Genomic DNA, 13,915 nt, shown 5'->3' with positions numbered 1-13,915 from the left:
ATCTCTGTCGGGAAAAAACGCCGTTATATTGCGTTCTTATTCGTTAAATATTAACATAAAGCTTTATCAGTTATGGATTTAATTAAAGTAGTGGAAGAATCTTTTGCAAGAGAGAAGAAAGAATTTCCTAAATTTAAGAGTGGGGATACCGTTACGGTGGCCTATCGTATTGTAGAAGGGAACAAGGAACGTATTCAGCAGTATCGCGGCGTTGTGATCCGTATTTCCGGACATGGCGACAACAAGCGTTTCACTGTTCGCAAGGTTTCCGATAATATTGGTGTCGAACGTATTTTCCCATTGAATTCTCCTTTCATTGAAAATATAATTTTGAACAGCGAAGGTAAAGTTCGCAGGGCAAAACTGTATTATCTACGATCGCTTCGCGGAAAGAAAGCCCGCATCAAAAAGAAAGCTTTTTAATTTGGCTTTTAAAAGAAATAACAAACGCTCTGAAGTTTTCAGGGCGTTTTTTGTATTTTTGCTTTGCGTTTGTATGTTATTCTGTTAAAGTTGACGATTGAAAACGGTTCTATGCAATACAAAACACAAGGTCTTGTTCTCTATACGTCGCGTTACAGCGATATGTTTTCCGTAGCCCATGTTTTCACACGTGATTTTGGCCGCATGGCTTATCTCTTGCCGAAAAACGGCGGGAAAAAGTCAAAAGTAAAAGCTTCACATTTTTTCCCTCTCTCGCTGTTGAATATGGAGGTAGAGCATCTGCCCTTGCGTGAAATTCAGCGGCTGAAAGAAGTAGAAAGGGAGTTCCCTTTATATGAAATATGCACGGACGAGGCCAAGATGTCGATTTCGTTTTTTTTGTCGGAATTCCTTTCGAAAGTGTTGCGCGAAACCCATGAAAGCAACCTGCTTTTCGATTACCTCAAACAGTCGGTGCATGTTCTGGAAGAATCGCACCGGGGGCTCGGCAATTTTCACCTGGCGTTTATGTTCGGACTAACTCGTTTTTTGGGAATTTCCCCCAATCCGGACGATTACCGCCCGGGGGCTTATTTTGACTTGCTGAACGGCATATTTGTGCAACAAATGCCCTCTCACCCTCATTACCTTACTCAAGCACAAAGCACTTATCTCAGTGTCTTTCGCCGAATCAACTATAGCAATATGCATCTTTTTCGCATGTCGCGTGCCGAGCGTAATGCCCTTATCGATTATCTGTTGGTGTATTACCGTCTGCATATATACGATTTTCCCCCATTGAAATCGCTGGAAGTGTTACGAGAACTGTTTTGAGTACGTATCCGCAGCGTAGATACGTAATAATTACAGCATAACAATGAGCGTTGTCAATTATGCTTGATACTTACCTCGAAAGAGAGGGGATGGATAATGCATTGGGATGCCTTGTTAAGGAAGAAATACATTTGGATGCATTTTGGAAGCGAAGGGACGACTATAGTAATCAGACATAAAAACATAAGAATGGAAGAACAAAGAAAACGAAAAGTTGAGGAAGGGTTAGTAGAAGGAAAACTCTCCGGCTCCATTTGGAAACTTGCTGCTCCAATGATGATTGGAGGAGCTCTGCAAGATCTTTTCTCCCTCGTGGATTTGTTTTTCGTGGGGAAACTCGGACATGTTGAAGTTGCAGCGCTCGCTATTGCGGGAACCACAATGGCAATATTGACCATGCTGGTGCAGGGTATCGGTGTAGGAACAATGGCGCTTATTTCTCATTTTACGGGAGAAAAAAATTATGAAATGTCGGACAAGGCTTTAGGTCAAACGTTTGCCCTCGGTGTTATGGGGTCGATCCTGATGTTGATCGTTTCTTTTTTTCTGGTAGAACCCCTCTTGAAACTTTTTGGCGGCACGGGCAATGTCTTGGTATATGCAGCTGATTACCTTCAAATCAATTTTGCTTTTTCTATTGTTATTTTTCTTTTTTCAGGCATGACCAATGCATTGCAAGGTTCAGGCGATGCCAAGACTCCTCTTTATGCCTTAATCGTTGCCAACATTCTTAATATTATTCTTGACCCACTGCTTATTATGGGGTATGGGCCTTTCCCTTCCATGGGTGTTGCCGGTTCTGCCGTGGCAACGGTAATTACACGGGGATTTGGCGTTTTGTACCTTTTTTTTCATCTTTTATTTGGCCATTCTACACTTCATTTCAAGTGGAAATACCTCAAGCCGTTGCCATCTTTGATGGGAAGAATTGTAAACATCGGTTTTTTTGCTTCGCTTCAAGTATTTATTCGCGAAATATCGTTTCTGTTTTTGATGCGTTTGGTGACATCTTTTGGCGATGCAACCCTTGCTGCCTATGGCATTGGTTCTCGACTCCGTACTTTCATTATGGTGCCCGGTTTTGGGTTTGCTAGTGCTGCCGCAGTGTTGGTGGGTCAAAATTTAGGCGCAGGAAAGCCCGAACGAGCAAAAAAATCGGCGTGGCGAGCCGTGATCTATTACGAGTTAATTGCCATTCCGTTGGCTATTCTTTTTCTGATTTTTGCGCAGCCTATTGTTGGAATTTTTAATGATCATCCTGAAGTAATTACAGTAGGGAGCTCTTTTTTGCGCTATCTTGCCGTTACTTTCCCTTTCCTTGCTTTTTCGCTGGTGTTTTCGCAGGCCTTAAACGGTGCCGGCGATACCAAAACGGCTACCCTTATCAATGCTATCGGTCAACTTGTTTTCCGTATACCCTTTGCATACCTTTGTGCGTTAACGCTCGGATTGGGCTACCAAGGCATATGGTTGGGTATTAATGCTTCCGATATTGTTCAAGGTCTCGGGATGATAGTTGTTTTTAATTCGGGACATTGGCAAAAGGTATTTATCGAACACAAAAAGAAATTGAGCCGTCATAGCGATGCGGATGCAGGTGAAGCGGGAGCAGGGTAATGGCCACAAAAAACAAGTGTTCGGCCCCACGTCTCAATGGAAAAGGCATCGCCAAGCGATTCGTTGAGTGTGCCTTGCCACCAATTGGTGAGTACGGCTTTATCCAGTGGATACCGCAAACCGTGTAGGGTTACCTCAGTGCGATCGATGCAGAAAAACGAAATGCGCTGCCCTCGAAAACTGGGGAAAGTAGTAGGCGAATGAATGGGGAATATAATGCCGTAATCGGTTATCATGGCCACGTTGGAATAATACATATATTCGGCCAGGAGGGAGATGTTTCCCAATGCGTGATCTTCGCTTTTGCCGGTTGCAGCAACAATAATCAGGTTTTCCATTCCTTGTTGTACACAAAACTGAACCGACTTGGTGAGGTCGTTTGTAAACTGGTCGGGGTCGGGATGAATGATATCGGCAAAGCGGATTTTGTTTTCTTCCGAAATGGAATCGCAATCGCCCACAATGGCGTTGGGATGCCCTCCTCGGGCGATAAAACCGTTGGCAGCCCCGTCGCAACAAACAATGTAGGTTGCTTTTTCAATGTATGACAGGGGTATCTCATGCGTGGGGTAGTTGCCGTTTGCAATGATCACCGCATCGGGATTGCCTATGAGAGAGGTAAAAAAATCGGACATGAGAATCCTTCTTTTTTGTATGAAAATCACAAATAAAGCATTCAAGTTCGAATAAAAAGCTTGATGCGCATATTTAATCTTTTAAATAATAACTTACCGTGCTCACTACCCGTACGTTTTTGATGTAAGGAGTATTGGCATCGCGATCGGTAATGGAAAACTGCCCTTGATTGGCGCTTTGTATTTTACCGAGTTTACTGCCGGAATCTTTGGCAAATTTTTCGGCAGTTGCACGTGCATTTTTGGTAGCCTCTTCAATCATTTTGGGTTTGATATCGTTGAGTTTAGTGAAGAGAAACTGCACTTGATGTTGATAATCTTCACCCATTACGGCAATGCCCTGATTTAGCAGTTCGCCCTGTTCGCTCATCAGTTTGCGCACCAAATCCACATTATCCGACATTACCGTTACTACCGAAGTAATGTTGTAGCGGTAGGGAGATTTGGACACATTGTATCGTTCTGCTTGCATATCCACTACCTGAGGGGCAGAGATGCTTATTTCTTCGTCTTTTATGCCTTTGCTCTTCAGGAACGACAGAATGGTTTGATTTTTCATTTTCAGGTTGTTATAGAGGGAGGGCAAATCATTGCCCACCTCTTTATAAGGGAGAGGCCAGATGACTTTGTCGGCCGGCATTTCTATTTCTGCAAGCCCTTTTACCGTAACGGTGCGGTTGCGTTGCGAAAATGCGTTGATGCCGCTCCTGATGGACAGTCCCAACAAAAGCAATCCCAACGCGACGATGGACGATTCAACGATTCTATTCTTCATTCTATTCCGTATTTTAAGTTAAGTAGTGTTTTTACGTTGAAAAACAAAGATAAACATTTATTTGTCTATATGTTGCATTTGTGGAATTTTATATTCGGAGTCCATCATCATTTTTTTCCACCGGAAATAGCCGAATACCGAAATGACGGAATAAATCATGAATAAAACGGAAGTGGGGTATAATCCTTTCCATAAATAAAGCGCACTCGACACCACATTCACCACAAACCACAACCACCATTGTTCCAGGTATTTGTGTGCAAGCATCCACATACCGATGATACTGACGGCAGTGGTAAAGCTGTCGCCATAGGGAACCGGACTATCTGTGAAACGGATAAGAATAAAAGCAATGAGGGCGAAAAGCAAGGCACACACGATGCCCAACGGGACGACGTATGCAGTCGGCGTGTGGCTGATGCGGTTTTCTGTTGGCATGTTCTCGATTTTTGTCCATCTGATCCAGCCGTAAATACTGGCGAAAAAATAGTAAATGTTGATGGCCATGTCGGCGTAAAATTTGCCTTCGTAAAAGATGATGATGTAGATAAGCGGCATGAGTATGCCCACCGGCCACAGCCATTTGTCGGCCTTGTATTCGAGATAAAGATACACAAGGCCGACAATTGCGCCGATGATTTCGAATCCTGTGGATTGAAAGAAGTCTGTCATTTCGTTAAAAGTTTACGGTCAGGTTTGCCAGTATATTGGTTCCGGCTTGGGGAAAATAGCGTTTTTTGTTCACGCGTTTGTCGTCCACATAGTATGTCTCCGAGTTGTACCCGTTGGTTTCGTATTCCACGTTAAAGAGGTTATTGATTTCCAAACCTGCTGTTACCGATTTCGTGTGAGGCAGTGAAAAGGTATATCCCAGGCGGAGGTTGTTAACGAAATACGGATCGATAGAACGGTCTTTGCATGACGTGTTGTCGATGTATTGACGACTCACATAATTGCTGTGTAGCACGGCTTCGAATCGATTGTACGTGAAGGTGAGCATACTGTTGGCAATGACGTTGGGAGAATAGGCAATGTCGGTGGTGCCCAAATAGGTCGAGCGCGATTCGAGCCAGTTACCTTCGACATCATACACGTTGATATCTTCTTCAGTGAAGTTTTTGATTTTGTTTCGGCTGAGGGTGAGGTTTCCATCCCAGCGCAACAAAGGATTGAACCGGATGGCCGAGGTAAGTTCCCATCCCATCCGGTAGCTGTTCGGAATATTTGTGGTGAGCATTTCGCCGATTTCGCTGATTTTTCCGGTGAGGATGAGCTGGTCTTTATACTTCATGTAATATACATTGCTTTCGAAACTAAACGACGGTGATTGATAACGATAACCGATTTCCGTATCGTACAGCTTTTCATCGGTAGGTTTTTCGTTGGGGCCGGCTTCGGTGTAATTGTCGCGATTCGGCTCGCGGTGGGCAACCGAAAAGGAGGCGTACACACTGTTATTGGCATTTGCGCGGTATGTAAATCCTACTTTGGGATTGAAGAACGGAAAGGTGTGTTCTTGCGTAATATCGCGCATGGCACCGGTTTCTTCGTCGTATTTGTCGTCTGTGCCTTTCATCGTATATTTAATGTAACGAAACTGCACATCGCCGTACATCCAAAAATTTCGGGCAATTTCCACATTAGCCTTCAGGTAGGTGTTTACATCGGTTTTTTTCGAAGTATTTCGATACCAGTCTTTATCGGGATCGAAATTGTTTGGAATGCGCACCCACCGTATTTTGCCGAAATGATCGCCTTCAAAATTGCTGCCTGCCCCGCCAAACACAACATTCCAACTGCTTTTTTGGTAATGAAGAGCAAACGTGGCACCGTAAAAATCGTTATCGAGCCATTTTTGGCGGATAAGATCGGTCTTTTTCAGCGGAACACCGTCAATGACAGGTGGCGTGAGCAGATATTCCGTGTATTTACGGTCGGTTTTGTATTCTTCGTAAAAGCCTTCGCCTGCCGTATAATGCAGGGCGGCATTCAGATACAGGTTTGGGGAAAATTCCTGCGTCAGGTGAAGCTGATAGTGCGTTTGCGTATAGTTGTCGGTCTGATTATCATAAAACTGTACTTTTCCATCGTCGTCGATATACCTCCCCAAGTCGTTGTAGTGACGCGTATAGTTCAAAGGGTCCCTTTGCACCAAATCCAAATCGACCCCGTTCCATGCCTGATATGTTTTTTCTTTTCCTCCGAAAGTAAGGAATTTAACCAGCGTTTGGTCGGCCGAGTAGGCCAGAGAAAGGTGATACGACTGCATATCTACCCATGCCCGGTCGATGTAGCCGTCGGAGTTGACCACAGAATAACGTCCGTCAACGACAAAATGATTGCCGATAAGTCCCGAACCTGCTTTAATCGAAGTTTTAACGGTGTTGAAAGAACCTACACTCGAACCTATTTCGGCATAAGGCTCCGTGTCAATATTATCTGTTTGCATGTTAACACTTGCTCCAAATGCAGCGGCACCATTGGTAGAAGTGCCCACACCCCGTTGTATCTGCATGGACGAAAGCGATGAGGCAAAGTCGGGGAGATCCACAAAAAATGCCCCGTGCGACTCCGGATCGTTATACGGAATGCCATTGATAGTGACGTTAATACGGTTCACATCCGTTCCGCGCACGCGAAAAGCGGTGTATCCGATGCCTGTTCCTGCGTCGGAAGTGATGGTTACCGAGGGGGTCAGTGCAATAATGTAAGGGATATCCCTACCGAAATTGTTTTTCTTGATGACGTCTTCCGGGATATCCGAAAAGGATATCGGTGTAGTTTGTTTGGCACGTGTGGCGGAAATCACCACTTCTTCCAGTTGAATGTTTCTTAACGTATCGGGTTGTATTTCTTCTGCAACCAAAGGACATAACGTGGTTAGTCCTGAAAGCACAATAAAAACCTTTTTCATTTTACAATCAATTTTTGGCATCCGACGTTTATTCCTTGCCGGATAGTAGTTGTGAAACAAAAAAGGGGATTGATTAAGAGAAAAATACCGAAGAAAAATGAAGCCGCGAAGGCACGTTTTTCTCTTTTCCCTACGCCGGCATTATCCGGATCAGGTGATTGGGTATGATCTCAGCCCGTTATTATAAGGCACCCCTTGTGAATTATTAGAATGCAAAGATAGGAATATTTTTTAAATTTCCGTCATTTTTTATTTGCAGATTCAACATTGTAGAGTCAACAGAAATGTGAAAAAACGAATTACACCTTCTCCGTACCAAGTCCGTACCAAGGCTGCACCATCCTCGCTCCAACTCCGCTCCCGGATTTTGCTTTTTTTGCTGTAAAAACGCAGGTGGGTCTTATCACAAATCAACAACATCCGATGTTTTTCTCCTTGCCTTGATGCAAGCATGAAGCGAACCTAATACTTACTTAGTGGCTACTTTTGTTTAAAAACTTTTTCTATTGTCTATTTCACAAAATACCGTATCTTTGTGGGTGTCGATGCGGCTGCTATCATGCGACCTTTGCATTTGCTTTCATTGTTAGATATTCATTCATTAAGATTAATAAAAATGGTATATTCGATGACCGGATACGGCAAGTCGACAGCCGAAATCCCGAACAAAAAAATAACCGTCGAAATTCGCTCGCTTAACAGTAAACAATTCGACTTGTCTGCGCGCATACCGATGGCATATAAAGATAGAGAAATTGCTTTGCGCAACGATTTATCTCGTCGACTTGAACGGGGAAAAATTGATCTTACCATTACGGTTGAACTATTGACGAAAGATGTTTCTTCAAAAATCGATCATCATGTGGTGGCTCAATATTACGAAGAAATAAAGGATATTGCCGACGAACTGCAGATTGAAGAACCCAAGGAATGGTTTGCCGTGTTGTTTCGTTTACCCGACGTGATGAAGCAAGATGTCGAAGAAATCAGCGAGGAAGAATGGCAAGCCATCGAAAAGGCTGTGGAAGATGCAGTGAACGAAGTCATTGCTTTTCGTCAGCAGGAAGGAGAGATGTTGGGTAATGTGTTGCGGGAAAAAATCGAAAATATTCGCAGTTTGCTGGGTATGATAGACCCTTACGAAGCGGAACGCATCGAAAAGGTGAAGCTTCGCCTTTATGAAGGGTTGAAAAGTTTGGAAGGCATTGAGTACGATAAAAACCGTTTCGAACAGGAGTTGATCTATTACATCGAGAAACTCGATATCAGCGAAGAAAAAGAACGGCTTGCCAATCATTTGGACTATTTCATCGAAACGCTCGATAAGGAACAATCGCAAGGCAGGAAGTTGGGATTTATTGCTCAGGAGATCGGTCGCGAAATCAATACGATGGGCTCAAAATCCAATCACAGTGAAATGCAACGTCTTGTAGTGCAAATGAAAGACGAATTGGAGCAAATTAAGGAACAGGTACTCAACGTGCTGTAAAAAATACGAAACTATGGGGAAACTAATCATTGTGTCGGCTCCGTCCGGAACAGGAAAATCCACATTGGTACGCTATCTGCTTTCAAAAGATCTGAATCTGGAATTTTCTATTTCGGCTACGAGTCGGCCTCCGCGCGATGGGGAGCAAAACGGGGTAGATTATTACTTTCTTACGCCGGAGGAATTTAAGCGGCGTATAGCTAACGGCGAATTTCTGGAGTATGAAGAAGTTTACGAGAATACCTTTTACGGTACATTGAAAAGTGAGGTCGATCGGCTGCTTGCCAAAGATAAAAATGTGATTTTCGATGTGGATGTGAAAGGCGGATTGAACATAAAAAAAATCTATGGCGATCAGGCGTTGAGCGTTTTTGTGATGCCTCCTTCGATTGAAGAGTTGCGCAATCGTCTCGAAAAACGCGGCACGGAGACACCGGAAGCAATCGAAAAGCGTTTGGCTAAAGCCAAATATGAAATGAGTTTCGCACCGCAGTTTGATGTGGTGATACTCAACGATGACTTCGATCGGGCTAAAGAAGAAGCCTATGAAGTCGTAAAAAAATTCTTGGAAAAGTAACGGATGACAAGGTACAAAAGATTATTGGTATTTTTTTCGGTTGTCTTGCTCCCGATGTTGCTTTTTGCGGCAAAACCAGCGAAAGATACACGAGTATATGCCGTGAAAGACGGACAGGAACTGAAAATGGATATTTATACTTTTCCGTTTGAAACGAAAATGGAACAACCCTGCCTCATGTTTGTTTTTGGAGGTGGATTTAAGGAGGGATCGCGTGACGCCGCAGACTATGCCGATTATTTTACGTATTTTGCCGAAAGAGGCTTTGTTGTTGTTTCCATCGATTATCGGCTTGGAATGAAGGATGCACCTGCACCGGGAATTTTCAATACCCAACCGCTTCGCAATGCCATCGCTATGGCTGTGTCCGACTTGTGTAGCGCAACCGATTATGTGTTGCGAAATGCGCAGGAGCTGAATGTCGATTCTACCCGCATCATCATCAGTGGTTCGAGTGCCGGTGCCATCACGGTGTTGCAGGCCGATTATGAAGAACGCGATCATAAACCTTCGGCCGATGTGTTGCCCGAAAAATTTCATTATGCCGGCGTTGTTTCGTTTGCCGGCGGAATTTTTAGCACCGAAGGCGTTCCTTCATATACCCGGGCTCCTGCACCAACGCTTTTCTTTCACGGAAGTGCCGATAAATTGGTACCTTATGACAAGACGCGTTTTTTTCGTCTCGGTATGTTCGGTTCTTTTTCGTTGGCAGCGCGTTTCAGAGAAAAAGGCTACCCCTACCTGTTTTACAGTATGGAAGGCATGGGGCACGAAGTGGCCGGTTATCCGATGAAGGAGTTTTTGCCTGAGATCGAACAATTTATCGTCGATTTTGTGTTCAATCGCAAACAGTGGTTGGTCGATGTCCGTTTTAAAGATAAGTTGCGACGTTCGGACAAAACGGTTACTCCTAAAAACTACTACAATTAATGTGTTGGCTATTTCGGCAACGAATTATTTTCTTTAGGTATTTAAAGCTCATTACACCTTTAAGCTCTTCACGCATTAAAACCCATTACGTATTTTAAAGCTTTCAGTTCACATTTTAAAACGAATCTGTTGTGAAACGGTTTTTGGATAAATATCTTCTTCTTATCGCTATGGTTATCGGGATAGGGTTCTACCGGCCTCTGTCCGTTTTGTCGTTCCTCACACCGTTCTTGCTCTCGACAATGTTGTTCATTACTTATACGCGCGTGTCGTGGCATGATATACGGTTGACCAAATTTCATTACATTTTGTTGGGTATTCAATATGTCGGCAGTGCTGCCGTGTATCTGGTACTTCGTCCGTTGAACGAAATACTGGCACAGTCGGCCATGATTTGCGTATTGGCTCCCACTGCTACGTCGGCTCCGGTGGTTGCCGGCTTGTTGGGCGGAAGTATCTCTGCCGTAGCTGCTTATTCCATGATCAGCAATTTGTTGGTGGCATTTATTGCCCCTTTGTTTTTGTCGGTAGTGGGCCAAACCGGCAGTGAAGTGTCGTTTGCGGTCTCTTTCTGGTATATTTTTAAAAAAGTGATGCCGGTGCTTATTTTGCCATTCGTTTGTGCGTTGCTTCTTCGGAAGGTGTCCTACAAGGCATATAAAAAAGTGCAGTCGGCACAGATTGTTTCGTTTTATTTGTGGGCCATAGCCATTACCATTGTCATAGCCGGCGTTACACGGTTTGTGGTGGAACAGAACACCGGAAGCTATACCCTGGAGATTTTTATTGCACTTGCTTCTCTGATGATCTGCATCCTGCAATTTGTTTCGGGAAGGAAAATCGGTGCTGCTTTCGGACGAGCCGTTGCCGGAGGACAAAGTCTGGGGCAGAAAAATACCATTCTGGCCATATGGCTTACCCAGACTTATCTCCATCCGTTGGCTTCGTTGGGACCGGGCTTGTATGTGTTATGGCAGAATTTGGTAAATTCATACCAGATCTGGCTCAAAAAACATCAAGAAGAAAAAGCAGCTTCGTCGTCTTAGTAGGTTTCCCTGATATGCTTAACCGTGATCGGTGTTCTTTCCGATGCTTTCAGTTGAGGTGAGGTGATGACTACGGTCTTTTTTTCTCCCGGCAGAAGGTCGAAAAAGTTGTCGGTGAATTTGGCCCCTTGAATGGGTATTTCCACGAACACATCCTTTGCCAGATAGTTGCTCCACAGTGTGACCGTGTATTTACCATCGGCATATGCGACCTTTTGTTTGATGGCGGTTTCGGGGAGATTCAGTTTGTTTGGCCAGTAGAAATAATTATTTTTCTCTGAAATCACTTTGCCGGTTTTATCGCTCAACCAAGCATGAATCACACAGTTGTGTTTTTGCTCTTCCGTTACCAGGTCGGAAACAAGGTAGCTTTTTACCTTGCTCGATGTGTTGGCTTTTGCCGATACCGTTTCTTTGAACGTTTTCAGTTTTTTACCCGTAAAATCGATAACCTGCACATGAAGGTGCAGTGGGTTTACCTCTTCGAGTTTATCCGACATAACGAAATAACTCAACTGGTTGTCTTTTATTTCTGAACCCAATGCAATGGGAGCAAAAACATCGCGGACTCTGTAGTGTTGCGCCTTCCAATTGTTGTAGTAATCGATACTCGACCACGAAACTACAGGCCAATCGTCGTTCAATTGCCAGTAAAGCGTTCCCATGCAATAGGGTTGATTGCGCCGATGTGCCTCTATCCCTTCCCGCATGCCGTTTCCCTGCATGACGAGGCCTATGTACACGAAATCTTCGAAATTTTTCGGCGTATGGTAGTACATGTCCATATAGGTTTTGATGACCTCGTTGCCGATACCGCTTTTCTGGTGGATTTTCATTACCTCGGAATTGATGTCCAAATCGTTTTCGGAAGCAAAAGTTCGAATGGTTTTCATTTCGGGAAATGCCTGGAACCCGAATTCGCTCATGAAGCGCGGGATGCGTTCGTTCAATATTTCGAAAGGTTCACGCCCATGCCACAACCCCCAGTAGTGAGCGTCGCCGTATTTCAAGGTTTCGGGATTTCCCCAGTTTGATGTGTCGGGCGAACTTTGAATGTATCCGCGTGTGCCGTCGTATTGGCTTACCAGTCGGGGAATCATCCTGCGGAACGTTTTGTCGTATCCTTTGCGCCAGTTTTTCATGATTGCCGGAGGGTATTTTTTATCCCATCCCCAGTGATCGAGCCCTTCGTCAACTTCGTTGTTCCCGCACCACAAGGCCAGTGAGGCATGATTGCGCAGTCGCTTGATGTTGTAGATTACTTCATCTTTCACGTTAGCCAGGAAAGCGTCGTCCGACGGATAGGGGGTACAACCGAAAATAAAATCCTGCCAGATTAAGATGCCCTTTTCGTCGGCTAGGCGGTAGAAATAGTCGTTCTCGTAGATGCCGCCACCCCATACACGAAGAAAGTTCATGTTGGCAGCAGTAACATTTTCGAAAAGGCGATTGTAAAAAGCTTCGTCTTGTTGCGAAATCATGATTTCCCCCGGAATGTAATTTGCTCCTTTGGCAAACAGGGGAATGTCGTTCACTTCGAAATGAAATTTCTTACCGTATTCGTCGGGTTCGTAAACCAGTCGTATTTTGCGCAAACCGATTTGTTCCGTTTTTTCGGCGATGGTTTGATCGTTATGGGTAATTTTTGCCGTGAAATCGTAAAGGTGTTGTGGTCCCCAACCGGCAGGCATCCACAATGCAGGATTTGCAATCTCCAGCGGTATACTGATGCGGTTTTTGCCCGGTACGAGGTTGATTTCTTTGCTGATGGTTTTTTTCTCCCTTCCTTTCAGTCCGTATTCAATCACTACTCGTGCTTTGAGGGGTTCTTTCTTTGCAGAAAAAACTTCAATCTGATTGTCAATGTTGGCCTTTTGTGCCGTGACGGAGGTTTGTTTCACGTAGTAGTCGTCTATCCTAGCTTTGTTGTAGAATGTGAGTGAAACCGGTTTCCAGATACCCATCTGCACTAACCGCATACCCCAGTCCCACCCGAAATGGTAGGGAGCTTTGCGCGAGTAAACACTCATTTTTTTATCGCTGTGGTCGTTGTCGGCAGGATAATCGTATCCGTTGGTCAAACGGGCAGGCTCCATATGGGTGATGGGGGAGTAAAAGCGGATGTAAAGTTGATTTTCCCCCTTGCGCAGGCTGTTTTTCACGGGCACACGGTATCCGATAAACATGTTTTGTGCATGCAGTATTTTCGCACCATTGAGAAAAACATCGGCATGGGTGTCCAACCCTTCGAAAAACAACACGGCATCGTCGTGTTTCAGTTGCTCGTCGGTAACCGTGAACGTTTTTTTGAAATCCCAGTCTTCGTTTTCAGGCCATTGCACCCGGGTTTCGTTTGTCCCGTAATAAGGATCGGGGAGCACGTTGTGGCGAATCAAATCTCGTTGCACCGATCCCGGTATTTCGGCATCGCGCCATTCGTTTTTGCCGGTTTGCGTAAATTGCCACCCTGTGTTAAGTTCAATTACAACAGGTTGTTGAGCAAATGTTAAAACCGATAAGAGCAGACTAAAAAGAAGAGCAATTTTTCTCATAAGACTGTTTTTTGTGAATTTATCCTGTTAACTTTTACAAAGGTGCAAAAAATCTTTGTAATTTGGCTTTTCGGAATTCATTTTTCTGATCGGTTTTTCGAAATCGGCTTGGCTGATGCTTCG

Annotated in this window: 12 protein-coding genes and 1 riboswitch; of the genes, 7 read left to right on the top strand and 5 right to left on the bottom strand. The window is 44.3% G+C overall.

Annotated features, from left to right (window positions below; all coding sequences use genetic code 11):
• The first annotated feature begins 72 nt into the window (after positions 1-72).
• The 3 genes from rplS to OLM34_RS02015 all read left to right on the top strand — a co-directional run bounded on the left by rplS (position 73) and on the right by OLM34_RS02015 (position 2,874).
• Positions 73-423: a 50S ribosomal protein L19 gene (rplS, locus tag OLM34_RS02025; RefSeq protein WP_264404884.1), complete on the top strand. Its 351-nt coding sequence runs from the start codon at positions 73-75 to the stop codon at positions 421-423.
• Between the two features lie 111 nt (positions 424-534).
• Complete coding sequence (recO, locus tag OLM34_RS02020; protein ID WP_264404883.1) at positions 535-1,257, top strand: DNA repair protein RecO; 723 nt, start codon at positions 535-537, stop codon at positions 1,255-1,257.
• Between the two features lie 189 nt (positions 1,258-1,446).
• On the top strand, positions 1,447-2,874 hold the full coding sequence (locus tag OLM34_RS02015; RefSeq protein WP_264404882.1) for an MATE family efflux transporter: 1,428 nt from the start codon (positions 1,447-1,449) through the stop codon (positions 2,872-2,874).
• Here the strand turns inward: OLM34_RS02015 and OLM34_RS02010 are convergent.
• From OLM34_RS02010 to OLM34_RS01995, 4 genes are all read right to left on the bottom strand, one after another.
• The gene (locus tag OLM34_RS02010; RefSeq protein ID WP_264404880.1) at positions 2,835-3,509 is read right to left on the bottom strand and encodes a thiamine diphosphokinase; all 675 of its coding nucleotides are present in this window, start codon (positions 3,507-3,509) and stop codon (positions 2,835-2,837) included. The genes OLM34_RS02015 and OLM34_RS02010 overlap by 40 nt on opposite strands.
• 73 nt (positions 3,510-3,582) lie before the next feature.
• A complete protein-coding gene (locus OLM34_RS02005) occupies positions 3,583-4,284 on the bottom strand; it encodes an SIMPL domain-containing protein (protein ID WP_264404879.1) in 702 nt (233 codons plus the stop codon).
• A 57-nt stretch (positions 4,285-4,341) separates the two neighbouring features.
• The gene (gene pnuC, locus OLM34_RS02000) at positions 4,342-4,956 is read right to left on the bottom strand and encodes a nicotinamide riboside transporter PnuC (protein WP_264404878.1); all 615 of its coding nucleotides are present in this window, start codon (positions 4,954-4,956) and stop codon (positions 4,342-4,344) included.
• 4 nt (positions 4,957-4,960) lie between these two features.
• On the bottom strand, positions 4,961-7,198 hold the full coding sequence (locus tag OLM34_RS01995) for a TonB-dependent receptor (protein WP_264404877.1): 2,238 nt from the start codon (positions 7,196-7,198) through the stop codon (positions 4,961-4,963).
• A 108-nt stretch (positions 7,199-7,306) separates the two neighbouring features.
• Positions 7,307-7,404, bottom strand: a riboswitch (TPP riboswitch).
• Between the two features lie 422 nt (positions 7,405-7,826).
• On the opposite strand from OLM34_RS01995, the gene OLM34_RS01990 reads away from it, so the two are divergent.
• The 4 genes from OLM34_RS01990 to OLM34_RS01975 all read left to right on the top strand — a co-directional run bounded on the left by OLM34_RS01990 (position 7,827) and on the right by OLM34_RS01975 (position 11,240).
• Positions 7,827-8,687, top strand: coding sequence for a YicC/YloC family endoribonuclease (locus OLM34_RS01990; protein WP_264405067.1), 861 nt, complete (start codon positions 7,827-7,829; stop codon positions 8,685-8,687).
• Between the two features lie 13 nt (positions 8,688-8,700).
• Positions 8,701-9,264, top strand: coding sequence for a guanylate kinase (gmk, locus tag OLM34_RS01985; RefSeq protein ID WP_264404875.1), 564 nt, complete (start codon positions 8,701-8,703; stop codon positions 9,262-9,264).
• A gap of 3 nt (positions 9,265-9,267) precedes the next feature.
• Complete coding sequence (locus tag OLM34_RS01980; protein ID WP_264404874.1) at positions 9,268-10,194, top strand: alpha/beta hydrolase; 927 nt, start codon at positions 9,268-9,270, stop codon at positions 10,192-10,194.
• A gap of 131 nt (positions 10,195-10,325) precedes the next feature.
• Positions 10,326-11,240, top strand: a complete 915-nt coding sequence (locus OLM34_RS01975; RefSeq protein ID WP_264404873.1) for a bile acid:sodium symporter family protein — start codon at positions 10,326-10,328, stop codon at positions 11,238-11,240.
• On the opposite strand, the gene OLM34_RS01970 is transcribed toward OLM34_RS01975, so the two are convergent.
• Positions 11,237-13,792 carry a beta-mannosidase gene (locus OLM34_RS01970; protein ID WP_264404871.1) on the bottom strand — a complete coding sequence of 852 codons (2,556 nt, stop codon included), beginning with the start codon at positions 13,790-13,792 and terminating at the stop codon, positions 11,237-11,239. The two genes, OLM34_RS01975 and OLM34_RS01970, sit on opposite strands and share 4 nt — an antisense overlap.
• Between the last annotated feature and the right edge of the window lie 123 nt (positions 13,793-13,915).

Origin of the sequence: Anaerorudis cellulosivorans, from assembly GCF_025943985.1 — a bacterium.
GTDB lineage: Bacteria > Bacteroidota > Bacteroidia > Bacteroidales > Dysgonomonadaceae > Anaerorudis > Anaerorudis cellulosivorans.
This window is presented reverse-complemented; position numbering and strand designations above follow the sequence as displayed.